Raw genomic sequence first — 25218 nt, forward strand, 5'->3', positions numbered from 1 at the left:
GACTAAACCTAGCCTAGTCAGCAATTACGGCAACAGCAGGAAGGTTCCGATGCTGCTTGCATGTGGGGAGTTAAAGTCATGAAAACAATCATTTCGGCAATTTTTATAGCAGCCGTTGCCACAATCCCCGCTCACGCAGCACTTCCTCCGCAGTATCAACGACAGGCCGAGTTTGTGGCCGTGCTCAACGTAGCGACCGAGGTTTTGGGCGTGCAGCACATCATTGACACAATAGAGCTGACTGAACCCGACCTCTATGTCGTCACCTCAGGCGACTGCACTCTCGCCGTACGGATTAAGGACGTCGCGTCAAACGGGGGAACCATGATGGTCGGGCCGCGCCAGTTTGAGGCGCAGCCCGAAGAGATCATCTGCGCGACAGCTCAATAGCCGTCAGCATTGTTGCCGACGAGAATTTCACGCTTGCCTGCATGGTTCGCCGGGCTGATCACGCCTTCGCGTTCCATGCGCTCAATCAGGGTCGCAGCCTTGTTATAGCCAATGGCCAAGCGGCGTTGGACATAGGAGGTGGAAGCTTTCTTGTCCGTAAGGACGATGTGTACGGCCTTGTCGTAAAGCTCGTCGCCAGAACCGGCGTAACCTTCCTCGCTCGAACCGCCTTCGCCATAGCCGCCCTCTTCTTCTTCCTCGGTGATGTTCTCGAGGTAATCAGGCGAGCCCTGCGACTTGAGGTGATTGACGACGGATTCGACTTCCAGATCCGAAACGAACGCGCCATGTAGACGTTTGGTGCGGCCGCCCGAGGCCATGTAGAGCATGTCACCGTTGCCAAGGAGCTGTTCCGCGCCCTGCTCGCCCAGAATGGTGCGACTGTCGATCTTTGACGTCACCATGAAGGAGATACGGGTCGGGAAGTTAGCCTTGATGGTACCAGTGATGACGTCGACAGATGGGCGCTGCGTGGCGGTTACGATGTGAATACCTGCCGCACGGGCCATCTGTGCCAGACGCTGGATCGCACCTTCGATGTCCTTACCAGCAACCATCATCAGATCGGCCATTTCGTCGACGATGATGACGATATAGGGCAAGGGCTCAAGATTGAACTCTTCGCTCTCAAAGATCGCTTCGCCGGTTTCGCGATCAAAGCCAGTCTGCACTGTACGGCTGATAACGCGCCCTTCGGCAGCTGCCTCATTTACGCGCTGGTTGAAACCGTCGATGTTACGCACACCGATCTTGCTCATCTTGCGATAGCGATCTTCCATCTCGCGCACGGCCCATTTGAGAGCCACGACGGCCTTCTGCGGGTCGGTCACGACCGGGGTCAGCAAATGCGGGATGCCGTCATAGATCGACAACTCCAGCATCTTAGGGTCGATCATGATCATGCGGCACTGATCAGGCGTCATCTGATAGAGCAGCGAGAGAATGAAGGTGTTGATGCCCACGGACTTACCCGAGCCGGTGGTTCCGGCAATCAGCAAGTGCGGCATGCGCGCGAGATCGGCGATAACAGGTTCGCCGCCAATAGTCTTACCCAGACAGATCGGCAGCTTGCCTTTCATCTTTTCGAAATCGGACGAGGCCAACATTTCGCGGAAGAACACAGTTTCGCGCTGCTGGTTTGGCAGTTCGATACCGATAGCGTTGCGGCCAGGAACGACGGCAACACGGGCAGAGATTGCGCTCATAGAGCGGGCAATGTCATCGGCCAGTGAAATCACGCGGCTGGACTTAATGCCCGGAGCCGGTTCGAGTTCGAACAGGGTGACGACCGGACCGGGGCGAACGTTGATGATGTCGCCCTTAACGCCAAAGTCCTGCAGCACGGCCTCAAGCTGGCGTGCCATCGATTCAAGGCGAATAGGATCATGCTCCGGAGATGGTCCACTCCGCTTCGGTTCTGCCAATAGGCTGAGGGCTGGCAGTTCAAAGCCCTGTGGCTCATCGAGCAAAGAAGGCTGCGCTTCGCGGAACTGGCGCTGCCCCTGAGCGGGGCGCGGCGCCGGAGCGGTCACACGAGGCGCCACGGGATCGACGGCCTGGAAACGAGAATCACCGCGCTGGGTATGCGCTGGAACGGGTGCGTCCGGTACATAGCCCGCGTCGCCATCTTCCAGATCATCTGGATAATCGATCGCGGTCTCGTCATAGGACGGGCCCATATTGACACGCGGGCTCGCGGCCACCGCCGGTTCATCACCGAAGGCAGGCTCGATATCGTGATCAACTGGCGCGTGAATACGGCGCTGCATGGGCTCACGGAAGACTTCGCGCGCCGAGGCAGGCTGAGCCGCGCGCGCGGGCTCCATGGAGGGCTCTTCGTCGTGATCGTAAACCGCATCATGGTCGTCGGCGCGTTGACGATCGGCATAGCTTTGCCGCGCCCGGCGGAAAGCGGTGCGGATCGAATAGCCGGCATGGACCACTGCACCCATAGCAACATCAAGGAACGGGCTGTTTTCTGGCTCGTCGTAGTCCTCGTCGCGAGCCGATTTGCTACCAGCTTTGCCCTTTTGGGGCTTAACGGGGACGGTCGTGCCGAGGCCCATGGCTACCCAAAGGAGTGCAAATGCTGGTGCAGCCAAAATAATCGCGAACAAAGTCGAGGTGATAGCCTGCGGCTCGTCGCCCACGATGGTGCTCGCCAGATTGCTGAACATCATGCCGCTGAGACCACCCAAGCCTGTCGGCAGCGGCCAGCTTTGTGGCATCGCCACGAATGAGAAAACGCCAGTCGACAAAACAGTTGCGCCCAACCAGCACAGCACCCGCAAGCCGGTTCGCGTTAGCGAGTGACGTCGCGCCATAGCCCAGCCCCACAGAGCAAGCGGCACAACCATGACAATGCCGCCCAGCCCCAGAAACTGGAACACGAGGTCAGCAATCACCGCACCGGGATAGCCCAACCAATTCTCAGCCGATTTCGCCGTCGCCAGCGAAAAGCTTGGATCATCGACCGACCATGAGGCCATCGACGCCAGAATGATGGCTGACAGAACCAGCAGGATCGCGCCCGCAACCCGAAGCGGGATGCGAATGGCTATCGCGGGCGGCGGCGTTGGCACCTTGCCTGCGCTTTTGCCGCGTGGCGGTACGGGTCTGGTGTCTTCGACATAGGGAAGAGGATGGCTGGGCATGGATACGCGTACTCGTTGCCGGCCCTCAAACCATCGGACTGGGCCGTTTGCGCCCTATGCTAACCATGTGGGGTTAATCGGGTGCTAACCATCTAAAATGATAGGACCTGAAGCGTTTAGCGGGGCTTGGCGGCGATAAAGACGAGAATCAATTTGGCCGCGACAAGTGCTACGCATTTCGGCTAGAGCGAGGGACTTGTTAGTGGTGTGCAGCTCGACCATTGCGAGTGGGAAGCTTCTCTTGATGCCAAGAGGGACGCGAGCTGCACGCCACTGACAAGTCTCGGTGGCCGGATCACTCCGGCCACCAAGAGCTTAGTTGTAAGCGCGTTCGCCATGGCTCGAGAGATCGAGACCATCGATTTCTGCAGCTTCCGAAGCGCGGATGCCGCCGAATATCGCTTTCACGATCAGGATTGCGACAAAGGCCACCACGCCGGACCATACAATTGCCACAAGCACGGCCAGCGTTTGCGTTCCGAGTTGCGCAAACATGTCATAGCCTTCCGCACCAAACCCGCCGAGGGAGGGTGCTGCGACAATGGCTGTGCCGATAGCGCCAACGATGCCGCCGACCCCGTGAATGCCGAAGACGTCAAGGCTATCGTCGTATTTGAGCAATGGCTTGAGGGTCACAACGGCCCACAGGCAGATAAAGCCGGTGACAGCGCCGAGTACGATCGCGCCGAAGGTACCGGCAAAACCCGCTGCCGGAGTGATGGCAACCAAGCCCGCAACGGCGCCCGAAACAAAGCCCAGCGACGAGGCATGACCACGGGTGATTTTTTCGCCGACAGCCCAGGCAATGCCAGCCGCAGCAGGAGCCGTGATGGTGTTGAGGAAGGCTTGAGCGGCCAGCCCGTTCGCACCCAGAGCCGAACCAGCATTAAAGCCGAACCAACCAACCCAGAGAAGGCAAGCACCGACATAGGTGAAGACGAGGTTATGTGGAGCGATTGGCTCTTTCATGTAGCCAAGGCGCGGCCCAAGTACGATGGCCGCGACCAGTGCAGCAACGCCGGAGTTGATGTGGACGACCGTGCCACCAGCAAAATCGAGCGCGCCCATGTTGAAGAACAGGCCGGCCCCAGACCACACCATGTGTGCAATCGGCAGGTAGGAGAAGACAAACCAGATGGCGAGAAACGCCATCACAGCACCGAACTTCATGCGTTCAGCAATACCGCCGACAACCAGCGTCGCGGTGATACAAGCGAACGTCAGCTGGAAGACAACGAAGACGAGTTCTGGAATTGATCCTGACACCGAGTCGGGTGTGACGTTGGCGAGGAAGAGATTGGAGAGATCGCCGATGTACGCCGACAATCCACCTTCGCTGGGACCCGAGAAGGCTAGGGAATAGCCGAAAGCGACCCACAGCAGCGCGATCATCGAGAAGGCGCCGAAGACTTGGGTGATCACCGAGAGAATGTTCTTCGAACGCACCAGCCCGCCGTAAAACAGGGCCACGCCCGGGATGGTCATCAGGATGACCAACAGGGTCGAAACAATCATCCATGCGGTATCGCCAGAGTCGATGGTTGCGACTTCCACCATTTCAGCGGGGGCGGCATCCTGCCCGAGGGCCGGCAAGGCTAAAAAGAGGGAGGCTAACGCCGCACTCCCAAAAAGTTTTGATGATTTCATCTTGGTCTCCAGGAGTGATTAAAGCGCGGATGCGCCGGTTTCGCCGGTGCGAATACGGGTGACAGCGAGCAGGTCGAGAATGAAGATTTTACCGTCGCCGATACGGCCGGTTTGGGCGGCATCGCGGATGGTCGCGCCGACGGTGTCCGCCTGATCGTCTTCAACGGCGATTTCGATTTTGAGCTTGGGCAGGAAATTCACGGCATATTCAGTGCCACGGTAGATTTCCGAGTGCCCTTTCTGGCGCCCATAGCCTTTCACCTCGGTCACGGTCATGCCGTGAATATCCAGTGAATTGAGCGCCTGCCGGACCTCTTCCAGCCGCGATGGCTTGATGATGGCAACAACAAGTTTCATCTGACCCCCTTCGCGTCACAGGACGCAGTGTCGAATACAAGATGAGACTCAAGTCGCGTGCCAATTGAGCGAAACAAGAATCTTGCAGAAACAGCAAATACTTAGGAAGTTAGGGAATTCGCCCGCTGAAAACGGAGATCTAATTTGCACAATTACTGAGCGAAATATTCTTTTGGCGCTTATTATTTGTGCAGGGCTTATTAGGGGTGTGCAGCACGCGCAGTGCGAGTGGGAAGCCTCTGTGGCGGGCCAAGAGGGACGCGAGCTGCACGCCGCTAATAAGAGGGGGGAACGCCGGGCGTGAGACACGCCCGGCGTTCGCGGCAATTACTTGAATTGCGGGTAGGCTTCGACGCCAACTTCAGCAACGTCGAGACCAACTTCTTCATCGTCGGCGCTTGGGCGCAGGCCCATCACCGCCTTGAGGATGGTCCAGGCAGCAAAGCTGATGACGAAGGTGAACACACCAACAACAAGGATCGAGATCAACTGGCCGCCAAGGGTGGCGTCAGCATTAGTGAAGACGACGGCGATGGTGCCCCACATGCCTGCAAATAGGTGAACTGGGATCGCACCGACAACGTCGTCGATCTTGAACTTGTCGAGCAGTGGCACCGAGAGAACAACGATAACGCCACCGACAGCACCGATCAGCGATGCGGTGCCAAGGCCTGGGGTGAGTGGTTCAGCAGTGATCGAGACGAGGCCTGCGAGAGCACCATTGACCACAAAGGTCAGGTCGACCTTTTTATACATCACGCCAGCCAGCAGAGCGGCGGCAAGCGCGCCACCAAGTGCACCGGCATTGGTGTTTGCCATAACGCGACCAACGTCAGCGATATCGCCAATGGTGCCCATTGCCAGCTGCGACGCACCGTTAAAGCCGTACCAACCCATCCAGAGGATGAACATGCCCAGAACAACAAGCGGCATGTTGGAGCCCGGGATCGGGTTCACTGAACCATCGGCATTGTACTTGCCCTTACGAGCACCCAGAACAATCGCACCTGCGAGAGCAGCCCAGCCGCCAACGGAGTGAACAACTGTGGACCCGGCGAAGTCGAGGAAACCGAAGTTGGTGTCGAGGAAGCCGCCGCCCCACTTCCAGGATGCCTGGATTGGGTAAACCAGCGCGGTCAGGATCGCGACAAAGATCATGAACGGAACCAGCTTGATGCGCTCGGCAACAGTGCCCGATACGATCGAAGCTGCAGTGGCGCAGAACATCACCTGGAAGAAGAAGTCCGAGCTGGTGGTTGCGTAGGTCAGATCGGCTGCGTCTGCAGTGAGACCAACAGGCTCAAGAACAGCAATGCCAAGCGCGCCCAAGACGTTCGGGATGATCCACGCATCGCCGGGGTACATCAACTTGTAGCCGATGACGTAGTAAGCAAGACATGCGAGCGAGTACATCAAGATGTTCTTGAGCAGCTGCATGGAGACGTTTTTCTTACGGACCATGCCCGCTTCGAGCATGGCAAAACCAGCAGCCATCCAGAAAACAAGGATGCCACCGAACAACATCAGGAAACTGTTCAGAATAAACTGGGTGTGAAGCGTCGCTTCACCAAAAATGGCTGCAACGGCTTCTGGAACTGCATCTTGGGCTGCGGCGGGCAGCGCCAGCAAAGCTGTCGCGAGCGCGACACCGCCTGCAATCTTAAGAGGAGCGTTCAACGCAATCATACAATAATTCTCCTGAAAGGGCGGATCAGAGCGCGGACGCGCCGGTTTCACCGGTGCGAATCCGGGTCGCTGCAAGCAGATCGAGGACGAAAATCTTGCCGTCGCCGATGCGGCCGGTCTGGGCGGCGTCGCGGATGGCGACAACAACAGCGTCGGCCTGATCACTTTCGACAGCGATTTCGACTTTCAGCTTGGGAAGGAAATGCACGGCATATTCGGTGCCGCGATAGATTTCCGAATGGCCCTTCTGGCGGCCATAGCCTTTGACTTCAGTGACAGTCATGCCGTGGACGTCGAGCGAATTCAGTGCCTGACGGACTTCTTCCAAGCGCGACGGCTTAATGATGGCAACAACGAGTTTCATCTTACCCCCTTGGCGCCATCTGGCGCAGTGTGGAATGCCAACTCAGACTCAAGCGCCATGCCAACTATGAGCGTCGCAAGAAAATCGTTTTAAATCAGCGTGTTACCACGTCGCCTAATTTTAAGGCGACCCAGGCGACTAACATGCGTCTAGTTTTTGAGCATCGACGCGGCATGGCGGTTAATATTTAGGCGCGTGTTTTGGCCCCCTTTTTGGGCCCGGGGCTTGCTGGGGGCTTGCCCCGATCACACATGCAGGCCAGAACCGAGAACAGAAGTGGAGTGGTTCATGACAAAGTCCAGCTGTGAGCGTTTTGATGTGCTGATCGTGGGCGCGGGGCCCGTGGGCCTTACGCTGGCTTTAGCGCTGGTGCGCTCAGCTGCAGGAATTCGTGTTGGCCTCGTTGATCGCCGCCCACTCTCTGTTCCGCAAGACAACCGCGCTTCGGCCATTGCTGCTGGAGTGCGTCGCATTTTCGAGGTCTTGGGCGTCTGGGATGACATGGCCCCGCATGCGCAGGCCATGACTGCCATGCGCATTACGGATTCCGGAACAGGGGATTTGGCTCGCCCCATGTTTCTACAGTTTGATGGCGAAGTTGGACCCGGCGAACCCTTTGCGCATATGGTGCCGAACCAAGCGAGTGTCGGCGCCTTGCTCGAGGCAACTGCGCCGAACATCTCGGTCATTGCACCGGCCGCAATCCAATCTTGGGATGCAGGCGCATCGCTCAGCACCATTACGCTTGAGGATGGTCGTGAACTCATCGCGCCGCTGATCGTGGCAGCCGACGGCGCGCAGTCTTGGCTGCGCAAGCAAGCCGGTATCGACACGATGGGGGCCGATTACAATCAAACGGGGCTAGTGGCGACGATCAGCCATGAATTGGCTCATGATGGCGTCGCATATGAGCATTTTAGGCCTGCGGGGCCTTTTGCCAGCCTCCCCTTGCCGGGCAACCGCTCTTCACTGGTGTGGACTGAGACGTCTGAAGCGGCGAAGCGCTTTCTCGCCATGACGCCGGAGCAACTGGCAGAGGAGATTGAAGCCGTTATGGGTTCAATGCTGGGCAAGGTGACGCTTGAGGACAAGCTCGCAGGCTTTCCCCTGCGATTGCAGCTCGCAAAAAGCTTTATCGGGCCACGCCTCGCGCTTGTGGGGGATGCCGCCCATGTCGTGCACCCAATTGCTGGGCAAGGGCTTAATCTCGGGCTGAAGGACGTTGCGGCGCTGGCCGAAGTCATTGTGGACGCCATGCGCCTCGGCCTCGACCACGGAACACAAGACGTGCTGGAGCGCTACCAGAGCTGGCGGCGGTTTGACACGACCTCCATGGCCGTGGTGACCGATGGCATGAATAGGCTGTTTTCCAATGAGATTGCTCCCATTCGAGCGGTGCGCGATTTCGGGCTGGGCCTGGTCGACCGTGCGGGTCCGGTGAAATCCGCTTTGATCCGAGCGGCATCTGCCGGCAATGGCCCTAAGCTCTTGAGCGGGATACCGCTTTAGACCAACCGCAGTTTCTGAATTTCTTCGAGCTCGACGGCGCGTGCGTCGTCGAGACTCAGAAGCGGCACCCCTTTGACAATAGGGAAGGCCAATCGCGCGGCGACCGAAATTAGTTCGGACTTGTCGGGCGACAGGGTCAGCCGCGTCTTCGTCATCGGACAAACCAGCATTTCGAGGGTTTGCGGATGCAATACATAGCGCGGAACGATGTCGCCCTTGACCATTAGTTCACCGAGACAGTGCCATCGCTAGAGCCGCGTGCCATTTCGTATTCTGTCATGGCAATCAGGGTCTCCGCACGATCGTGAAGGGTTTGCGCTTCAAGCAAGACCTGCTTTTCAGCGGCCCCATAGGGCGACACCATACAGCAGAAATTGACAAGGTCAGCTGTGCCTGTGCTCTCAATCTCTTCCCAATTGAGTTCAAAATTGGCGAATTCAGCATAGTCCCGCATCATTTTGAGGAAGCGCTGGCGATCAACCGCGCCCTCACCATAGGTGCGCTCGAAATCTGCATCATAGCCGAGAGCAGAAATTTCAGCCTGACGGAAAGGCGTATCGACCGTTAGCTCCCGTTCAAGGCGGAAACGGCAAATCCCTTCCAAAACAACGAAATAGCGACCATCGGCATTGTCTTCAAAATGCGTGAGGCGACCAAGGCAGCCGATCTGCTGCAAGGGCACTTCGCCCTTTGGACTTTCCTCGCTCATATCTTCTGGTTGGATGAGCCCGATCAGGCGATCGCCCCCCAAGGCCTTATCGATCATCTCGATATAGCGCGGCTCAAAAATATTGAGAGGCCGATGAGAAAAGGGCAGCAGCAGCGCCCCACTCAGCGGGAAGATGGCAACCGATTGCGGCAGCTCAGCAATGCTTGTGGGGCGCGTAGGCATAGTATCCTTAGGAAAACAGCGCTGCAGAGAGGAGACGGCGACCCTTAACGGTTGCCGGGTCTTTAAAGCCCCAAGCCTCGAAGAACTCGAGCAGTTTCTTGCGGGCCGCATCTTCATTCCAAGTGCGATCGCGCTTGAAAATCGTGACCAAAGCTTCCGCTGCTTCGACGCGCTTGCCTTCAGCATTGAGCACCATGGCGAGATCAAAGCGTGCCTGATGATTGTCGGGCTCGGCAGCCACTGTGGCTTCTAGCGCCGCAGATTCGGATAGGCCTGCGGCCTCGTCCTTGAGGCGAATGGCATTGACCAAGGCATTGTAAGCGTCGCCGGTGCGGCCAGCTTCGGGAACAGCATCCAAGGTTGCGCGTGCTTCTTCAAGCTCATCGGCGGCCAAATAGACACCGGCCAATCCGATCAGCGCCTGAGCGTGATCAGGGACGTGCTGGAGAACCATGCCAAAGATTTCAACGGCTTGCGGGAGATCGCCAGCGGCAATTGCCTGCTGCGCGATGTTGAGAGCATCCGCGATTTGGCTTTCGAGCGTATCGGCAGCCGGTTGTCCTGCAGGCGCAGCCGAAATAACGCGCTCGGCAAAACGGCGCACTTCGCCTTCTGGCATAGCGCCCATAAAGCCATCGACCGGGCGACCGCCAGCAAATGCGAAGACCGCCGGAATGGACTGGACGCCAAGTTGGCCAGCAAAATGAGGATGTTCGTCGATATTAATTTTGACGAGACGGATGGCTCCGGCCTTTTCGGCAACCACTTTTTCAATGGCTGGGCCAAGCTGGCGGCAAGGGCCGCACCAAGGGGCCCAGAAGTCCACAAGGACTGGAGTCTCTAGGGATGCGTCGATCACATCCGCTTTAAAACCGGCGTCACTACCATCGCGGATTAGCTCTGCAGGAGGACGAGAAGCACTGGGTGCTGCATCAAACGACATGGTCATGGCAATCTGCTCTTCTGCTTTTGCTACAAAGCCTTGGACCCCTTTTTCCCTTGTTCCGCCTAGCGTTTCAAGAGCGTTTCCCACAGCCCTTTGAACAAGTTGGGTCTCCGGAAAATATCGGGTTGCAATCAGCCGGGCGATTGGGCATATAAGCCCTCGTTGGCGCAACGACAAGGCGCGGCAACAAAAACGGAGCGCGGGTGTAGCTCAGGGGTAGAGCATAACCTTGCCAAGGTTAGGGTCGTGGGTTCGAATCCCATCGCCCGCTCCAAATACTTCAAGGCCTTAGGGCTTTGACCAGAAGATAACCTTCCGCGAGGAAATCTTCTATACCGATACGGAATGCGGGTGTAGCTCAGGGGTAGAGCATAACCTTGCCAAGGTTAGGGTCGTGGGTTCGAATCCCATCGCCCGCTCCAATTCGGTGAAATAGTTGGCAAAACAAATCGGCTCCTTCGGGGGCCTTTTTGTTGTTTGGCGTTCACTTCCTGACCAGAACCTGGCTTTGGCGGAACGGCACTGCTCCCCAAGAGTTCTCTTGGATTAGGGTGCCGCTGTTGAGACCATTCCGGTGCGGCCCCCGACAGACCTTGTTCTGCGGAGAACCCCATGCCAGACGAGAAAAACTCTCCTTCTAATTCCAATAGCTTACATGAGCACGCACCCGGCGAAGTACAATTCACGCCCGACGAGAAGCGCGGCAACTCTGGCGAGTTACAGCAGCAGGCTCCCATGGGGGCGGACCCCAGCGCTTTTCTGACCGACAACCACGGTCATCGCATTTCCGACAATCAGAACAGTCTCAAGGCCGGATCGCGCGGTCCGACGCTGCTCGAAGATTTCGTGCTGCGCGAAAAAATCTTCCACTTTGACCATGAGCGCATCCCCGAACGCATTGTGCATGCTCGTGGGTCCGGCGCGCATGGGGTGTTTGAAGTCACCAAAGCGATTCCCCAACTCACAAAAGCGCAGCTCTTTCAAAAGGCTGGCACGAGCTGCCCGGTGTTCGTGCGGTTTTCGACCGTGGCTGGTGGCGCTGGTTCGGTCGACACGCCGCGCGATGTACGCGGCTTTGCCGTCAAACTCTATACGGAAGAGGGCAATTGGGACCTCGTCGGCAACGACATTCCGGTGTTCTTTATCCAGGATGCAATGAAATTTCCTGATTTGGTTCATAGCGTTAAGATGGAAGCCGATCGCGGCTATCCGCAGGCCGCTTCGGCCCATGACACGTTCTGGGACTGGGTGAGCCTGATGCCAGAAACCAGCCATATGATCATGTGGGCCATGTCGGATCGCGGCATTCCACGGTCCTTGCGCATGATCGAAGGCTTTGGCGTCCACACCTTCCGCTTCGTCAATGCAAAGGGTGAAGGCACGTTTGTTAAATTCCACTGGAAACCAGTTTTAGGAATTGAATCAACGACTTGGGATGAAGCGGTGAAACTGGCTGGGGCTGACCCAGACTTCCATCGCCGGGACTTGTTTGAAGCAATAGACGGTGGCGACTTCCCGCAATGGGATTTGGGTGTGCAGGTTTTTGACGAAGCATGGGCCGCCAAACAGCCTTATGACGTGCTCGACGCCACCAAGCTTATTCCGGAGGAAGAGATTCCGGTCGAGATCATTGGCCGTATGACGCTCAATCGGAACGTCGACAATTTCTTTGCCGAAACGGAGCAGGTGGCTTTTTTGCCATCCAATCTAATTACCGGCATTGATTTCTCAAACGACCCGCTGCTCCAGGGCCGGTTGTTCTCCTATCTCGACACGCAAAAATCGCGTTTGGGCACGACGAATTTCCACCAGATCCCGATCAATGCTCCAAAGTGCCCTTTCCATAATTTCCAACGCGACGGCATGATGCAAACGCTCGTACCTAAGGGTCGCGCGAATTATGAACCTAACAGCCTTTACGAGGCCGGGGAGAACTCCGGGCCAAGGGCTTCTCTCGACAGCGGTTTTACAACGCTCGCCGAGAATGGCGAGCGCAACGATCCGACCGAGAAGCTTCGCATGCGCGCGGATTTGTTTGCGGATCATTATTCGCAGGCGCGCCTGTTCTTCAAAAGCCAGACCGGGAATGAGCAGGCCCATCTCATCGACGCGATTGTGTTCGAGCTCTCGAAGGTGACGCTGGAGCATGTGCGTGTCCGCGTCATGAGCAATTTGCGCAATATTGACGAGGGGTTAGCCAAACGTGTCGCCGCGGGCCTCGCGATGGATTTGCCCGCAAAATCCAAGGCCGCGAGAGAGCCTGTGGACCTTGGCACATCCGATGCGCTCTCTATCCAGAAGCAGGCGAAGAAGACTTTTGAGGGGCGTAAGATTGGCATTTTGTTCGCCGAAGGGTCGGATAAGGCCAGTATTGATCAGCTGAAAAGCGAGATCGAAGGCGCTGGCGGGACAGCGTTTTTGGTCGCGCCTAAGGTTGGCGGTATTCCAGTTAAGGGTGGAACGCTCAAGGCTGATGGAAAACTTGAGGGTTCGCCTGCGGTGATTTTTGATGCTGTGGCGTCAATCCTCATGCCAGACGCTGCCGAAAAGCTGCTCAAAAATGGTGCCGCAATTCAATGGTTTATGGACGCGTTCGCGCATTGCAAAACCATTGCCCATTGCAAGGGGACACAAATCTTGCTCGATGCCGCTCGCGTTGAAAAAGACGAGGGCGTTGTGCCGATTGAGGAGCTGATCTCGGTTGGGCCGGTGCGTCATTGGGCGCGCGAACCCAAGGTCCGTGACCTGCCCTAACACCAAAAAGAAAGCCCCGTGGATGGGCATACACGGGGCTTTTGGCTGGCACTTTTGGGCCTGTAGAGGGGCCTAGGATTGGCTTATGGCGTTTCCAGCTTCGTCGAAGACGTGAACCTTGCTCGGATCGAGATAGAGGGTGATCGTTGCGCCCATTGCGACCGCGCGCTGGCCTTCAAGAACGACTGTGAGCGCTTCACCATCAGAGGTGGTGGCATAGACCACAGTTTGGCCGCCGAGGTTCTCGATCAGGTCGACGCGCACGTCGGCGAACTTGATGCCGCTGCCTTCCGAGATGGTGATGTGCTCCGGGCGGATGCCCAGAGTTTTGGTTCCGGTGACGTCGCGGCCGAGGAGCAGGGAGGACCCCGCAGCTTTGACGGCACCGTTCTCAACTGTGGCGGTGAGGAAGTTCATTTTCGGCGAACCGATGAACCCGGCCACAAAGAGGTTTCGCGGATTGTTATAAAGATCGAGCGGCGCGCCGGCCTGTTCCAGAATACCCGCGCGCAGAACCACGATCTTGTCGGCCATGGTCATGGCTTCGACCTGATCGTGGGTCACGTAGATCATGGTGTTGCCAAGGTCGTTGTGGAGTTTTGCAATCTCCACGCGCATGGCAACGCGCAGTTCGGCGTCGAGGTTGGACAGCGGTTCGTCAAAGAGGAAGATCTTTGGCTCGCGTACGATAGCCCGGCCAATGGCGACGCGTTGGCGCTGACCGCCTGAGAGCTGCTTTGGCTTGCGCTTGAGGAGCGGCTCGATCTTGAGGATCGCCGCGGCCTGCTGCACCCGTTTTTCGATCTCGGCCTTGGGCATGCGTGCGGTCTCAAGGCCAAAGGCCAGGTTCTGATAGACCGACATATGCGGATAAAGCGCATAGGACTGGAACACCATGGCGATGCCGCGCTTGGCAGCGGGCACATCGTTCATGCGCTGACCATCAATGATGAGGTCCCCGCCAGTGATCGGCTCAAGACCCGCGATCATGCGCAGGAGGGTGGACTTGCCGCAGCCGGAGGGGCCAACGAAGACGGTGAATTGCCCCGGCTCGATGGTGAGATCAACGCCGTGAATGACCGGGACTTCGCCATAGGCCTTTTTAATCTGCCGCAGTTCGATGCTGGTTGCCATAGTGGATCTCCCTGTTAGCGGAATGCGGCCGGAACCCAGCTCTGATAGAGCGGGTGATCGGGGCGGAGGGGAAGTTCAACCTCAGTGTGGGTTGAAGACGAGTGGTAAAAGGCCGTGACCAGTTCCAGCGCGCGACGAGAGTCGGCACTAGTGACGGGCAGCGGGCCATTGGCTTCTAGCGCATCGTAAAAGCGCGCCATCTGCGTTTGGAAACGCGACGGGACGTGCTTCCAATCTTTTAGTAGAGCTTCGATCTTGGCCGCCGTTTCTGGATTGCGCGGCTCGATCTTCCACGGCTTGTCGCCGGGATTGTAAGGCGCGTGATCGCTTTCGAAGGTGACGTTTTCAAACGCCAGACGAATACGCGAAATGTCGGTGGAGGAGCCAAGGGTTGCCGTGAAGCTACCCAGAGCGCCGCTCGCCATTTCGACGGAAGCGGAGACGCAATCTTCGACTTCAATGTCGTTGACGCGAGTGGCGACGCGACCAAAGAGGCGGGATACGTCGCCCATGAGATAGGTGAACATGTCATGGGGGTGAATGGCGTGGGTCATGAGCACCCCACCGAGCTCGGTAGCCCACTTACCGCGCCACGGCACGGCGTAATAATCGGGGCCACGACGCCAGAGGGTTTCGACGGTGCCGACATAAGGCTTTCCGGCAATGCCAGCGTCGATGATGGTTTTTGCCTGTTCGACGCCATCGCCAAATCGATATTGGAAGACCGGCATGAGGCGGCCTTTTGACTGGGCCTCGGCGGCGATGACTTCATCGACCTGCGCCAGAGAACCAACCAGCGGCTTTTCGCAGATGACGTGCTTGTTCGCCTTGAGGGCGGCCAGCGTCATCGGGTGGTGCAGCATGGGCGGGGTGCAGACGTCGATAATATCAACGTCGGCCATGGTGAGCAGATCATCGAAATTGGTGATGCGACGTTCGATGCCGAACTCGTCGCCCACCGCATTCATGCGCTCGACGTTAAGGTCGCATAGCGCCAAAACTTTGAACTTGTCGGGATTGGTCAGATAGCCTTCGACAATGTGGCTGCGGCCAATGCCCATGCCGACGACAGCAACGTTATAGACGCGGCTCATTGGGCCCACTCCGTGCCTTGCTCGGCCAGATTTTGAGCATTGAGGGCCATTTTCATGGCATTAAAGCAGCGCTCTTGTGGCATGGCAGTTTCGGTGCGATTGCGCACGTCGTCGAGGAACTGGCGGCCAAAGGGCAGCTCGACGCCAGAGCAATCCTTGTAGTGGACGCCCTTTTTATCGACGAGGAAGAGGTGGTTATCGCCGGGCTTGCCGTCGATATCGACGTATTTCCTCAACTCGATATAGCCCTCAGTGCCCAAAATGGTCAGGCGTCCATCGCCCCAAGTGGGGAGACCTTCGGGGGTGTACCAATCGACGCGGACATAGCCGGTGGTGTTTTGCGTGCGGACGTGAGCATCGCCAACATCCTGAAGGCCCGGACGGTGTAGGTTATTGCGGTTGGCAACGGAAGCAGACACCACTTCGCCATCCATGGCATCCGAGAAGAACAGGAACTGCTCGAACTGGTGGCTGGCGATGTCGCACAAAATGCCGCCGTAGCGATTGCGGGTGAAGAACCAATCGGGGCGATTGTTGAGGCGCAAAGAATGCGGGCCCATGCCGATGGTGTTGACCACCTTGCCGATGGCGCCAGACGCAATGAGATTGCCTGCTTCGACCGCAGCCGGAACTTCAAAGTGCTCGGAGTAAAGCACGGAGAAGATGCGGCCGGTTTCCTTTTGGACGCGGCGGATCTCGTCAAACTGGGCAAAGGAAATCATGCCCGGCTTGTCAGTGAGCACGTCTTTGCCGTGGCGCATGGCGGCGAGGCAGATCTCGGCGCGATCGCCGGGAATTGCGGCGGTTGTGATGATCTGAATGGACGGGTCTTCGAGCAGGACGGCCGGATCGGACACGCGCGGCGCTTCGGGATATTTCGCGCCAAAAGTGGCGGCGAGGTCGTCTTCAGCCGAATAGAAGCCAACAAACTGCGCACCAGCGCGCTTGAGGCAATCGACCTGCCCGTAAATATGGGCGTGGTTGACGCCGATGGCTGCAAACTTAATCGTCATTGGAGGAGAACCCTCAATTCAATTTGGTCTGGAAGGAGCGGCGGGTGTGGCCGCTCCTGTGCAATTTAGGTCCGCGATCAGCGCTTCATGCCGGTGGTGGCAATGCCCTCGATGAGGAGGCGCTGGAAGGCGAGGAAGAAGACGAAGATCGGCACCAGAGCGAGGACGCTCATGGCGAACATGCCGCCGTAGTCGGACTGGCCGGTGCTATCGACGAAGGTGCGCAGACCGAGCATGACGGTGTATTGGCGCAGATCGGAAAGATAGATCAGCGGGCCAAAGAAATCGTCCCAGGTCCAGATGAAGGTGAAGATCGCGGCGGTCGCCAGAACCGGCGTGCTCAAGGGAAGAAGAATCTTCCAATAGATGCGCCACGGCCCTGCCCCGTCCATACGCGCGGCTTCATCAAGCTCCTTGGGGATGCCACGGAAGAACTGCACCATCAGGAAGATGAAGAAGGCGTCGGCGGCCAAGAACTTTGGCACGACGAGGGGAAGGAAGCTGTTCACCCAGCCCATGTTGAGGAACATCACATACTGCGGGATCAGGGTGACCTGATAGGGCAGCATGAGCGTCATCAGCATCATGGCGAACCAGAAGTTGCGGCCAAAGAACTCGAGGCGCGCAAAGGCAAAGGCGGCCAGCGAGCAGGCCATGACATTGCCGATCACCGACAGGCCGGAGATGACAAAGGAATTGAGGAAGAGCTGGCCAAAGCCAACGCGCAACCCATTCCAGCCACGGAAGTAGCTATCAATGCTCCAATTCAGACTCGGCAGCACCGAAATGCCCGAGGTGAAGATCTCGTTCTCAGGGCGGAACGACGCCGCAAGAAGCCATAGCAAGGGGTAGAGCATGATGATCGACGCAGTGATCAGCAAGCCATGCGCCACAACCGACATGATGCGTTTGCGGGTCGGTGACGTCGAGGTCACGACGGTGAGACGGTCTGCATCAGTCGTCATAGTGCACCCAGAACTTTGAGGTGAGGAACGAGAAGGCGGTAAACGCAGCGACGATGATCAGCAGCACCCAAGCGAGCGCCGAGGCATAGCCCATGCGGAAGAAGCCAAAGGCCTCGTTGTAAAGATAGAGCGTATAGAACAGGGTCGAGTTGATCGGACCGCCTGTGCCGCCCGAGATGATGAAGGACGGGGTGAAGCTCTTGAAGGCTTCAATGGTCTGGATAATGGCGTTGAAGAACACCACCGGGGTCAGCATGGGAAGGGTGATCTTCCAGAACTGACGCCAGCGCGACGCACCATCAAGGCTTGCCGCCTCATACATATCCTGCGGGATCTGACGAAGCCCAGCGAGGAAGATGATCATGGGCGAGCCAAACTGCCAGACGGCCAGAATAATCAGCGTCCACAGCGAGGTGTTCGGATTGGAAATCCAGCTTGGGCCTTCAATGCCGAAATTGGCGAGGACCTGATTGACCAAACCATTGCCGGCAAAAATCTGACGCCAAAGAATGGCGATCGCAACGGAGGCACCCAAAAGGCTCGGGAGATAAAACAGCGCGCGATAGATCGAGAGCCCCTTCATGCCGCGATTGAGCAGCAGCGCGACGCCGAGCGCAAAGGCGAGCTTGAGCGGCACCGAGAAGATAACGAAGACGAAGGTGACGCGCATAGAGGCGGCAAACTTCGGATCGTTGGTGAACATGCGCGTGTAGTTATCGAGCCCAGCCCAGCGTGGGGCGGTGAGCAGATCGAAATGGGTAAAGCTGAGATAGAGAGACGTCAGAATCGGCCCGATGGTCAGGCCCAAAAAGCCGATGAACCAAGGCAAAAGGAAGAGGTAGCCGGGGGCATGGTTTTCCCATATCCCCCGCCACACCGATGGGGCGGCCACGCGGGCTGCCGAAGTCATATGTTTCGTATCAACCTGCGTGGCCATATACGGTCCCCTAGGTTTTAGGCCTGACGCGCCAGAACGGCACTTGCTTCAGTGACGAAATACTGGCCGGCGTCTTCTGGCGTGCGTGCGCCGAAAGCGACTTCCTGGCTGAGCGTACGCAGCACGGAGATGTCGATTTCGCCAGCAGCGGCTGGTGGAGGAGGAGGCAGAGCGCCCAAGAGATCGCCAAGGTTGGCAACGAAATCGAGCGCGATCTGATCCTGTTCATTCAGGGTCGGCGCGATGGCTTCGCGGACGCCCGGAATGCACGGAATGCCGCGTTCGACGCCGAGAATCTTGCCTGCTTCAGGATCGTTGATGAAGTAGGAGAGATACTCAGCTGCCAGTTCCTTGTTCTTGGACGAGCCGCCGATGGAGAAGAACATGGATGGCTTGCGGTAGTGACCGCCGCCAACACCCGCTGCAATACGCGGATAGCTGGTGATGGTGACCTTGTCGGTCATCAGCGCCTGGAAGCCCACGAGCTGGTTAGAGTTCGACGGCATCATGGCCGACTTGCCCATCACGACCATGGTTGTTTCGAGCGGACCATTGGTGTCGAGCGCCTGAGTTTCGGCGTCAACGCAGATCTTGTCGGCGCGCATCTGGTTCCAGAAGGTGAACCATTCGATCGCTGCGTCGGCATCAAAGCCGAGCTTGCCATCAGCGGTGTAGAGCGCGAGGCCCTTCTGGCGGAGCCAGTTGTCGAGCATTGGCTCGGAGCCCGAACCGTCAGCGATAACGCGAATGCCACCGCGGATATTCTTGGAGAGGAATGCCTCGCCCATGGCGCGGATGTCATCATAGGTGGTGTCGCGGTTCGGCAGATCGATACCGGCTTCTTCAAAAGCTGCGACGTTGACCAGCTGGGCCACCGAGTTGGCGCCCAGCGAAATACCGTAGAGCTTGCCGTCAACCTTGCCGCCTTCGAGCTGGTCGGCATCAAAGCCGTCGAGCTTGAGCTGATTGCCGACATATTCGTCGAGCGGAGCAATGGCGCCGCGCTTGGCGTATTCAACGATGAAGCGATAGTCCATCTGGACGATGTCTGGCGAATTGCCGCCTGCGGTTTCAGTGGCCAGCTTTGGCCAGTAGTCGCCCCAGCCGAGGAAGCTGGAATCAACCTCTGCGCCATTGGCGGCCTTGAACAGGTCGTTGACGCCATAGGTTCGGTCGGCGCGCGCCTGACCGCCCCAGAAGAACTGACGCAGGCCCGCGCTTTGTGCGAAGGCTGGGCTTAGGCCCAGAGCGCCAGCAGCGGCGAGAGCGGACGAGCCCATAAGAAACTGACGTCTATCGAGACGAATAGTCATATTTATCCTCCCAAAGTGCACAATCCCGGAGTGGGATTGGCGAATGACCAGCGACCTCCCGTCGCTAAATCACTAACTGGTTACAAGATGAAGAAGAACGAACCCATTTCCGTTTCTGCCTTGCTCGCCACCGCCCGAGGTATAATCGGGCAAGCTTTGTGCGCCTTGCCAGCTATTTACGAACGTTACACGTCCAAATCCGGCTGGGCAATCTCTTGTATGGAAGAATCGCGCTAGGCGCGAAATTCCACAGACAGGCCATGTGAACGAATTGGTGAAATTCCTCTCCCTCATGCGCGGCTCTTCGACCGCGTCAGATTAAGGAGACAGTGACCCAAAAAAATCGCTAGGAAAACTACGAAATTTCCTGCGTATTATAGAAACAGTCTATAGCCGGAGGAGGCGATGGATAAGCTACTCACCCAATTCATGGCAGTTGCGGATGCCGGTTCACTGTCTGGAGCGGCACAAAACCTGCTGATTACACAACCGACATTGACCTTCAACATGCGCAAGCTTGAAGAGACTATCGGCGCGGCGCTGTTTGAGCGGAGCTCACGCGGGGTAAGGCTCACCCGCTACGGGGAAACGCTTTATGAAAACGCGCGGATGATGAGCCGCATCTACGATAATACTCTCAAGGTGATCAGCGATCAGCAACGGGGCGTGCAGCGCGGGGTGTCGATCGGGTCGGGCTATTCGTGGTGGTCCCTGTTTTTACGCGACATGGTGCTCGACTATGAAAAAGAGTTTCCGCGATCGCCCGTGCAGGTGAGCTTAGGCAATCAGCTGCGGCTGCTCGACCAAATGCTTTCAGGCGATATTTCGATGTTTCTGGCCCATGAAATCGATGGGTTGAGCCCATCAGTGGGCACAGATTTCATTCCCCTCGCCAAGGTTTACAACGCCTTCTTCGCCCATGAAGGGCATCCGCTTTTGGGACAGGCACGATCGGCCAGCGAGATCGATCAATTCGCTCTGGTCACGACCGCCATTGCCGAAAGCCGGCACGAGCGATTTCTCGACCCAACACTGCGGCGCACGCGGGTGGAGACGATCTTTGATCGCGCCCGGTTTGCGTTTCGATCGAACTCACTGGCGGCCTGCATTGACTACGCCTTGGCGACCGATGCCGTATTGCTGCACACCAATGTGCTGTGCGACGATCTCAAGGCCAAAGGGCTATTTGAGGTGGACCAGGCGGACGAGCCGCGACGCGCGATCAGCGGCATTTATGTGCTGCGGGAGAGACGCGGCGAAGAGCGCATAGAAGAACTCATAGAACGCATCACCAAAGCGTGCCACGCCGTACTTCCCGCATGGACCGGCGAGGCGTAAACCAAAGGTAATATTGAAAACCCTCCACAGGGTGCTTCTGACATGTTAGCGCTATAATTATGTACCAGGCCCCAAACTACTCCACCCAACCCCAAGCCCCCACGCCCGAGCGCCTTGCCGCCGGCGAGCGGGTGGCTCAGCGTCTCAAATCCGAGGTGCGGGGCAATATTTTCACCGACCCGTTGATGACCTACGCTTGGAGCGGGGACGCGAGCAGCTATCGCCTGATCCCGGCTGTCGTGGTTTTCGTCAATTCGGAAGATGATGTGCGCGCGGTCTACAAAGCGGCGCGGGCTGAAGGCCTGCCCGTGACCTTCCGCGCGGCGGGAACATCGCTCTCCGGCCAGGCCATCACCGATGGTGTGCTGGCGGTTTTGGGCGACGGGTGGCGAAAACTCTCCATTCACCCCGGCGCGGAGAAAATCACGCTCGGGCCAGCGGTGATCGTGGCGGAAGCCAACAAAGCGCTAAAGCCCTTTAACAAAAAGATCGGGCCTGATCCGGCGAGCCAGGCCACCGCCAAGATCGGCGGCGTGGTGAGCAATAATTCTTCAGGCATGTGCTGCGGGGTGGCGCAGAACACCTATTACACCATGGACCGGCTGCGCATTGTGCTGACCGACGGGACCATGCTGGACTCCGGCGATGCAGAGAGCTGCGCCGCCTTCCGCAAGACCCACGCGTCTATGCTCGAGAAAATTCACCAGCTGCATCATGTGGTGATGGAAGACGCCGAGCTTGTGGCGCTGATCCGGGAAAAATATCGGATCAAGAACACGGTCGGCTATTCGCTCAATGCGCTGGTCGACTATCACGACCCGCTCGACATTTTGATCCATCTTATGGTGGGCTCTGAAGGCACGCTCGGCTTTGTCTCGGAAGTGACCTACAACACCGTGCCGGAGCACCCGTATAAATCGACGGGGATGATCCCCTTCCCTGACGCGCAATCGGCAGGGCGGGCCATTATCGAAATGGCCAATGGCGGGGTGCAACTGACGGTCGGCGTCAATGCCGCCGAATATATCGAGCGCCGGGCGCTGGCGACGGTTGAGCATGTGCCCGCCATGGCGAGCATTTTGCCTTGGCTGACCGCGCACTCACCTGCGGTTTTGATCGACGTGACTGCGCCTGACGAAGCAACGCTGATTGCCGAGGTGCAAAAGACAGAGGACTTGCTGGCGCGACACGGGGCGACCCATCTCAACTTCTCGACCGACGAGCATTTGAGCCACGCGTTCTGGGATATCCGCAAAGGCTTTTTCACCACCGCCGGGGCAACGCGTCCGCAGGGCACCACCCTGATGACCGAAGACATTGCCGCGCCGATTGAAATGCTCGCCGATTTTGTGACCGATGTGCGCGCGATGCTCGATGAGCATGGCTATGAAGACGCGATCATCTTTGGCCATGCGCTGGCGGGGAATTTGCACTTTTTGATGGGCGACGACTTTGCCAAGCCGGGCGCCGCGGAAAAGTTCGACCTCTTCAACCAAGCGCTCTCGGACCTCGTCTCGGTGCGCTACAATGGCTCGCTCAAGGCCGAGCACGGCACGGGCCGGGCGATTGCGCCATTCGTTGAAATTGCGTGGGGCAAAAAAGCCTATGGCTTGATGGAAGAGATCAAGGCGATCTTTGATCCCGAAACCATACTCAATCCGGGCGTGATTTTGAACGCCGACCCCAAGGCGCATGTGCGCCATCTCAAGCTCATGCCGCAGGCCGATGGCCTCGTGGACATGTGCATTGAATGCGGCTTCTGTGAACCCGCCTGCCCCAGCCATCATATGACGCTGACGCCTCGTCAACGCATTGCCGTGACGCGCGAACGCGCCCGCATGCGAGCTTCGAGCGAAGATCCGGCACGGTTGGAAAAGTTTGAAGCCGATTTCCAATATGCCGGGCTCGACACTTGCGCGGCGTGCAATCTATGTGCGCTACGCTGCCCGGTTGGGATTGAGACCGGCACCATGGTGATGGGCGAAAGGGCCCGACGCCGCGGCGACACCGGGCATTCGATTGCCAAACTTGTCGCTGGAAACCTCGCGACGATTGAAACGGGAATGCGAATTGGTCTGGCCGTGGCCGATGGGGCCAGGACGATCATCCCCGGTGGCGCTGTGGAAGCACTGACAGATACGGCACGCAAGCTGACCGGGAACCGCATTCCACGCGTCTCGCGGGCGTTGCACCACGGCACCGGAACACCAAAGGCACGCGACAATCGTCAAGACCCGCGCACAACGGGCTTCCCCGTACCGATCTCGCAGCCAGCGCGGGAAAAGATTGTCTATTTCCCCGCTTGCCCGAGCCGCATGTTCGGCGCGCCAAAGACGGACGAAGGTTTTCTGTCGACGCAGGACGCCATGGTGGTCCTCCTCGAACGGGCGGGCTATGAGGTGATCATCCCCGAAAAGCTCACCGGCCAATGCTGTGGTCAGCCGTTCCAATCCAAGGGTTTCCCTGAGGAGGCAAAACGTGTGGGGGGCGCCCTCAACGATGAGCTGTCGCGCCTATCGCATGGCGGCGCGCTCAATGTGGTCACGGACGCATCAACCTGCGCCAAGCATCTCAAGGAGTTTCCGGGCGAGGCCGCGGTCGCGGATAGCGCGCAGTATTTGCTCAGTCATGTCTTGCCCCGCCTGACCATCACCCAGCGTCTGCCCGTGGTGGCTGTGCACCACAATTGCTCGGCACAGCGCTTGGCAGAGCAACCGGCGACGGAAGCGGTGGCGCAGGCGTGTTCGGAAAAGCTGGCGGTGCTCAGCTCGATCACCTGCTGTGGGTATGCGGGCGACAAGGGGCTGTTCATTCCTGAATTGAATGAACACGCAACCCGTCGGGTGAAGAACGATGTGCCCGCCAATTGCACCGTCGGCGTGTCGACAGTGTCCACCTGTGCTTCGGGGCTTTCCGAGCGGGCGGGCGTGCCGTTTGTGGGGCTCGCGAGCTTATTGGAATGGGCGACGCGATAAGGCTTTTGGCTTTTGGATTTTGGGGTTTTGAAAGGGGGCGGCTTAGCTGCCCCTTTTTTGTTTTTGGGGAATGGCACCCACCTAACCTCCCCCGCGAGCGGGAGAGGGATTGGGCTGGTGGGTGAGGTTGGAATACGGCAAGGGGCATAGGGCCCCTCACCCTGCATTTCGCGCCGACCTCTCCCCCAAAGGGAGAGGTAAAGAGCCCTCGGTACAGAACCAAAAGAAAAGGCAGCCCGGGGGCTGCCTTAAAACTATTCCGCTGCCATTTTTTCTTCGGCGGGGCGCTGGTCGGTGATGGCCAGAGGTTCTGGCGCATCATCGGCGCGCTTGCGGCGAATGCGTAGGCGTTTGATACGACGGCTGTCGGCCGCCAGAATTTCAAACTCAAAGCCTTCGAGCGGACCATTACCCGACACGCGTTCGCCACGCTTGGGAACGTGACCGGCAATATCGAAAACGAGGCCACCAATGGTGTCCACCGCTTCGGCATATTCGACGGGGTCGAAATCGGGACCAATGAGCTTACGCACATCTTCCAATTCGGCACGTGCGTTGGCGATGAAGAGATCATCACCGACGCGACGAATCAAAGCGGCCTCGGCAACGTCGTGTTCGTCTTCGATCTCGCCAACGACGGCTTCGAGCAGATCTTCAATGGTCACCAGACCATCGGTGCCGCCGTATTCATCGACCACGATGGCCATGTGGGTGCGGCTGGCGCGCATGGACTGCAAGAGATCGGCTGCCGGCATAAAGGTCGGCACAAACATGGCCGAGCGCATAATGCCGAGCTTGTCGATGCGCGTTTTGAGCGCTGCCGACAAAAGCTTAACCGGGACATCTTTTTCCGGATCGCTCACTGGCTCGGTGATTTTGGCCAGAGCGTCCTTGATATGGATGAAGCCCTTAATATCGTCCAAGCCTTCTTCGTAGACCGGCAGACGGGAGTGACCCACTTGGCGGAACTTAGCCAAGAGCGTGCCCAGGTTGATATCGCCCGATACCGCATGGATATCCGAGCGTTCGACCATGACGTCGTCCACGGAGACTTTAGAAAGCTTGAGCACGTTCTGAAGAATGACGCGCTCACTATCCGAGAAATCGCCAGCGTCGGCGGTTCTCGGCTCCTCTAACGCGACTTGTAAGTCGTCGCGCAGCGAGACCGACTTCAGGGGCATAAGGCCCTT

General features: G+C 58.0%; 20 protein-coding genes and 2 tRNA genes. 7 read left to right on the forward strand and 15 right to left on the reverse strand.

Going from position 1 to position 25218, the window contains the following annotated elements; genetic code table 11:
* Positions 1–78 precede the first annotated feature (78 nt).
* Positions 79–390, forward strand: a complete 312-nt coding sequence (locus HKD40_RS03295) for a hypothetical protein (protein WP_169194302.1) — start codon at positions 79–81, stop codon at positions 388–390.
* Here the strand turns inward: HKD40_RS03295 and HKD40_RS03300 are convergent.
* The 5 genes from HKD40_RS03300 to HKD40_RS03320 form a co-directional block, all read right to left on the reverse strand.
* Complete coding sequence (locus HKD40_RS03300) at positions 384–3104, reverse strand: DNA translocase FtsK (protein WP_169194303.1); 2721 nt, start codon at positions 3102–3104, stop codon at positions 384–386. The genes HKD40_RS03295 and HKD40_RS03300 overlap by 7 nt on opposite strands.
* A gap of 315 nt (positions 3105–3419) precedes the next feature.
* Complete coding sequence (locus tag HKD40_RS03305; RefSeq protein WP_169194304.1) at positions 3420–4751, reverse strand: ammonium transporter; 1332 nt, start codon at positions 4749–4751, stop codon at positions 3420–3422.
* An 18-nt stretch (positions 4752–4769) separates the two neighbouring features.
* The gene (locus HKD40_RS03310) at positions 4770–5108 is read right to left on the reverse strand and encodes a P-II family nitrogen regulator (protein ID WP_169194305.1); all 339 of its coding nucleotides are present in this window, start codon (positions 5106–5108) and stop codon (positions 4770–4772) included.
* Between the two features lie 327 nt (positions 5109–5435).
* The gene (locus HKD40_RS03315; protein WP_169194306.1) at positions 5436–6794 is read right to left on the reverse strand and encodes an ammonium transporter; all 1359 of its coding nucleotides are present in this window, start codon (positions 6792–6794) and stop codon (positions 5436–5438) included.
* A 25-nt stretch (positions 6795–6819) separates the two neighbouring features.
* Entirely contained in the window at positions 6820–7158 is a 339-nt protein-coding gene (locus HKD40_RS03320; RefSeq protein ID WP_169194307.1) for a P-II family nitrogen regulator, read from the reverse strand.
* A gap of 288 nt (positions 7159–7446) precedes the next feature.
* On the opposite strand from HKD40_RS03320, the gene HKD40_RS03325 reads away from it, so the two are divergent.
* Positions 7447–8667 carry an FAD-dependent monooxygenase gene (locus tag HKD40_RS03325; RefSeq protein WP_169194308.1) on the forward strand — a complete coding sequence of 407 codons (1221 nt, stop codon included), beginning with the start codon at positions 7447–7449 and terminating at the stop codon, positions 8665–8667.
* Here the strand turns inward: HKD40_RS03325 and HKD40_RS03330 are convergent.
* From HKD40_RS03330 to HKD40_RS03340, 3 genes are read right to left on the reverse strand one after another with little or no spacing between them, the layout of a single operon-like run.
* Positions 8664–8891: a Trm112 family protein gene (locus HKD40_RS03330; RefSeq protein ID WP_169194309.1), complete on the reverse strand. Its 228-nt coding sequence runs from the start codon at positions 8889–8891 to the stop codon at positions 8664–8666. The genes HKD40_RS03325 and HKD40_RS03330 overlap by 4 nt on opposite strands.
* A complete protein-coding gene (locus tag HKD40_RS03335) occupies positions 8891–9559 on the reverse strand; it encodes an LON peptidase substrate-binding domain-containing protein (protein WP_169194310.1) in 669 nt (222 codons plus the stop codon). The genes HKD40_RS03330 and HKD40_RS03335 overlap by 1 nt, the downstream gene beginning before the upstream one ends.
* Positions 9560–9566: 7 nt before the next feature.
* Positions 9567–10508, reverse strand: a complete 942-nt coding sequence (locus tag HKD40_RS03340) for a co-chaperone YbbN (RefSeq protein WP_169194311.1) — start codon at positions 10506–10508, stop codon at positions 9567–9569.
* 196 nt (positions 10509–10704) lie between these two features.
* On the opposite strand from HKD40_RS03340, the gene HKD40_RS03345 reads away from it, so the two are divergent.
* The 3 genes from HKD40_RS03345 (at position 10705) to HKD40_RS03355 (ending at position 13259) form a co-directional block, all read left to right on the forward strand.
* Positions 10705–10779 (forward strand) — tRNA-Gly (locus HKD40_RS03345).
* Between the two features lie 73 nt (positions 10780–10852).
* Positions 10853–10927: transfer RNA gene (locus HKD40_RS03350), tRNA-Gly, on the forward strand.
* Positions 10928–11117: 190 nt separating this feature from the next.
* Positions 11118–13259, forward strand: coding sequence for a catalase (locus tag HKD40_RS03355; RefSeq protein WP_169194312.1), 2142 nt, complete (start codon positions 11118–11120; stop codon positions 13257–13259).
* Positions 13260–13331: 72 nt separating this feature from the next.
* Here HKD40_RS03355 and ugpC read toward each other — a convergent pair whose 3' ends face one another.
* The 6 genes from ugpC to HKD40_RS03385 all read right to left on the reverse strand — a co-directional run bounded on the left by ugpC (position 13332) and on the right by HKD40_RS03385 (position 19715).
* A complete protein-coding gene (gene ugpC / locus HKD40_RS03360) occupies positions 13332–14393 on the reverse strand; it encodes a sn-glycerol-3-phosphate ABC transporter ATP-binding protein UgpC (protein WP_169194313.1) in 1062 nt (353 codons plus the stop codon).
* Between the two features lie 14 nt (positions 14394–14407).
* Positions 14408–15487, reverse strand: a complete 1080-nt coding sequence (locus tag HKD40_RS03365; RefSeq protein ID WP_169194314.1) for a Gfo/Idh/MocA family oxidoreductase — start codon at positions 15485–15487, stop codon at positions 14408–14410.
* Positions 15484–16500: a Gfo/Idh/MocA family oxidoreductase gene (locus HKD40_RS03370; RefSeq protein ID WP_169194315.1), complete on the reverse strand. Its 1017-nt coding sequence runs from the start codon at positions 16498–16500 to the stop codon at positions 15484–15486. The genes HKD40_RS03365 and HKD40_RS03370 overlap by 4 nt, the downstream gene beginning before the upstream one ends.
* A 77-nt stretch (positions 16501–16577) precedes the next feature.
* On the reverse strand, positions 16578–17465 hold the full coding sequence (locus tag HKD40_RS03375; protein ID WP_349236469.1) for a carbohydrate ABC transporter permease: 888 nt from the start codon (positions 17463–17465) through the stop codon (positions 16578–16580).
* Entirely contained in the window at positions 17455–18375 is a 921-nt protein-coding gene (locus HKD40_RS03380; RefSeq protein WP_169194513.1) for a sugar ABC transporter permease, read from the reverse strand. The genes HKD40_RS03375 and HKD40_RS03380 overlap by 11 nt, the downstream gene beginning before the upstream one ends.
* Before the next feature lie 44 nt (positions 18376–18419).
* Positions 18420–19715 carry an extracellular solute-binding protein gene (locus tag HKD40_RS03385; protein WP_169194316.1) on the reverse strand — a complete coding sequence of 432 codons (1296 nt, stop codon included), beginning with the start codon at positions 19713–19715 and terminating at the stop codon, positions 18420–18422.
* A gap of 405 nt (positions 19716–20120) precedes the next feature.
* Here HKD40_RS03385 and HKD40_RS03390 point away from each other — a divergent pair, with 405 nt between their 5' ends.
* A complete protein-coding gene (locus tag HKD40_RS03390; RefSeq protein ID WP_169194317.1) occupies positions 20121–21053 on the forward strand; it encodes a LysR family transcriptional regulator in 933 nt (310 codons plus the stop codon).
* Positions 21054–21112: 59 nt separating this feature from the next.
* Positions 21113–24028: an FAD-binding and (Fe-S)-binding domain-containing protein gene (locus tag HKD40_RS03395; protein WP_169194318.1), complete on the forward strand. Its 2916-nt coding sequence runs from the start codon at positions 21113–21115 to the stop codon at positions 24026–24028.
* A gap of 254 nt (positions 24029–24282) precedes the next feature.
* Here HKD40_RS03395 and HKD40_RS03400 read toward each other — a convergent pair whose 3' ends face one another.
* Positions 24283–25209, reverse strand: coding sequence for a hemolysin family protein (locus HKD40_RS03400; protein WP_169194319.1), 927 nt, complete (start codon positions 25207–25209; stop codon positions 24283–24285).
* Positions 25210–25218 lie beyond the last annotated feature (9 nt).

Source organism: Devosia sp. MC1541 (assembly GCF_012847305.1).
Classification (GTDB): Bacteria; Pseudomonadota; Alphaproteobacteria; order Rhizobiales; family Devosiaceae; genus Devosia.

Excerpts from the sequence above, each read along its gene's own strand:
- HKD40_RS03330 (WP_169194309.1), bottom strand. The coding sequence starts at position 8,891 with ATGGTCAAGGGCGACATCGTTCCGCGCTATGTATTGCATCCGCAAACC.
- HKD40_RS03395 (WP_169194318.1), top strand. The coding sequence starts at position 21,113 with ATGTACCAGGCCCCAAACTACTCCACCCAACCCCAAGCCCCCACGCCC.
- HKD40_RS03300 (WP_169194303.1), bottom strand. The coding sequence starts at position 3,104 with ATGCCCAGCCATCCTCTTCCCTATGTCGAAGACACCAGACCCGTACCG.
- HKD40_RS03380 (WP_169194513.1), bottom strand. The coding sequence starts at position 18,375 with ATGACTTCGGCAGCCCGCGTGGCCGCCCCATCGGTGTGGCGGGGGATA.
- HKD40_RS03385 (WP_169194316.1), bottom strand. The coding sequence starts at position 19,715 with ATGACTATTCGTCTCGATAGACGTCAGTTTCTTATGGGCTCGTCCGCT.
- HKD40_RS03310 (WP_169194305.1), bottom strand. The coding sequence starts at position 5,108 with ATGAAACTTGTTGTTGCCATCATCAAGCCATCGCGGCTGGAAGAGGTC.
- HKD40_RS03370 (WP_169194315.1), bottom strand. The coding sequence starts at position 16,500 with ATGACGATTAAGTTTGCAGCCATCGGCGTCAACCACGCCCATATTTAC.
- HKD40_RS03355 (WP_169194312.1), top strand. The coding sequence starts at position 11,118 with ATGCCAGACGAGAAAAACTCTCCTTCTAATTCCAATAGCTTACATGAG.
- HKD40_RS03320 (WP_169194307.1), bottom strand. The coding sequence starts at position 7,158 with ATGAAACTCGTTGTTGCCATCATTAAGCCGTCGCGCTTGGAAGAAGTC.
- HKD40_RS03340 (WP_169194311.1), bottom strand. The coding sequence starts at position 10,508 with ATGACCATGTCGTTTGATGCAGCACCCAGTGCTTCTCGTCCTCCTGCA.
- HKD40_RS03400 (WP_169194319.1), bottom strand. The coding sequence starts at position 25,209 with ATGCCCCTGAAGTCGGTCTCGCTGCGCGACGACTTACAAGTCGCGTTA.
- HKD40_RS03375 (WP_349236469.1), bottom strand. The coding sequence starts at position 17,465 with ATGACGACTGATGCAGACCGTCTCACCGTCGTGACCTCGACGTCACCG.
- HKD40_RS03325 (WP_169194308.1), top strand. The coding sequence starts at position 7,447 with ATGACAAAGTCCAGCTGTGAGCGTTTTGATGTGCTGATCGTGGGCGCG.
- HKD40_RS03315 (WP_169194306.1), bottom strand. The coding sequence starts at position 6,794 with ATGATTGCGTTGAACGCTCCTCTTAAGATTGCAGGCGGTGTCGCGCTC.
- ugpC (WP_169194313.1), bottom strand. The coding sequence starts at position 14,393 with ATGGCAACCAGCATCGAACTGCGGCAGATTAAAAAGGCCTATGGCGAA.
- HKD40_RS03335 (WP_169194310.1), bottom strand. The coding sequence starts at position 9,559 with ATGCCTACGCGCCCCACAAGCATTGCTGAGCTGCCGCAATCGGTTGCC.
- HKD40_RS03390 (WP_169194317.1), top strand. The coding sequence starts at position 20,121 with ATGGATAAGCTACTCACCCAATTCATGGCAGTTGCGGATGCCGGTTCA.
- HKD40_RS03365 (WP_169194314.1), bottom strand. The coding sequence starts at position 15,487 with ATGAGCCGCGTCTATAACGTTGCTGTCGTCGGCATGGGCATTGGCCGC.
- HKD40_RS03305 (WP_169194304.1), bottom strand. The coding sequence starts at position 4,751 with ATGAAATCATCAAAACTTTTTGGGAGTGCGGCGTTAGCCTCCCTCTTT.
- HKD40_RS03295 (WP_169194302.1), top strand. The coding sequence starts at position 79 with ATGAAAACAATCATTTCGGCAATTTTTATAGCAGCCGTTGCCACAATC.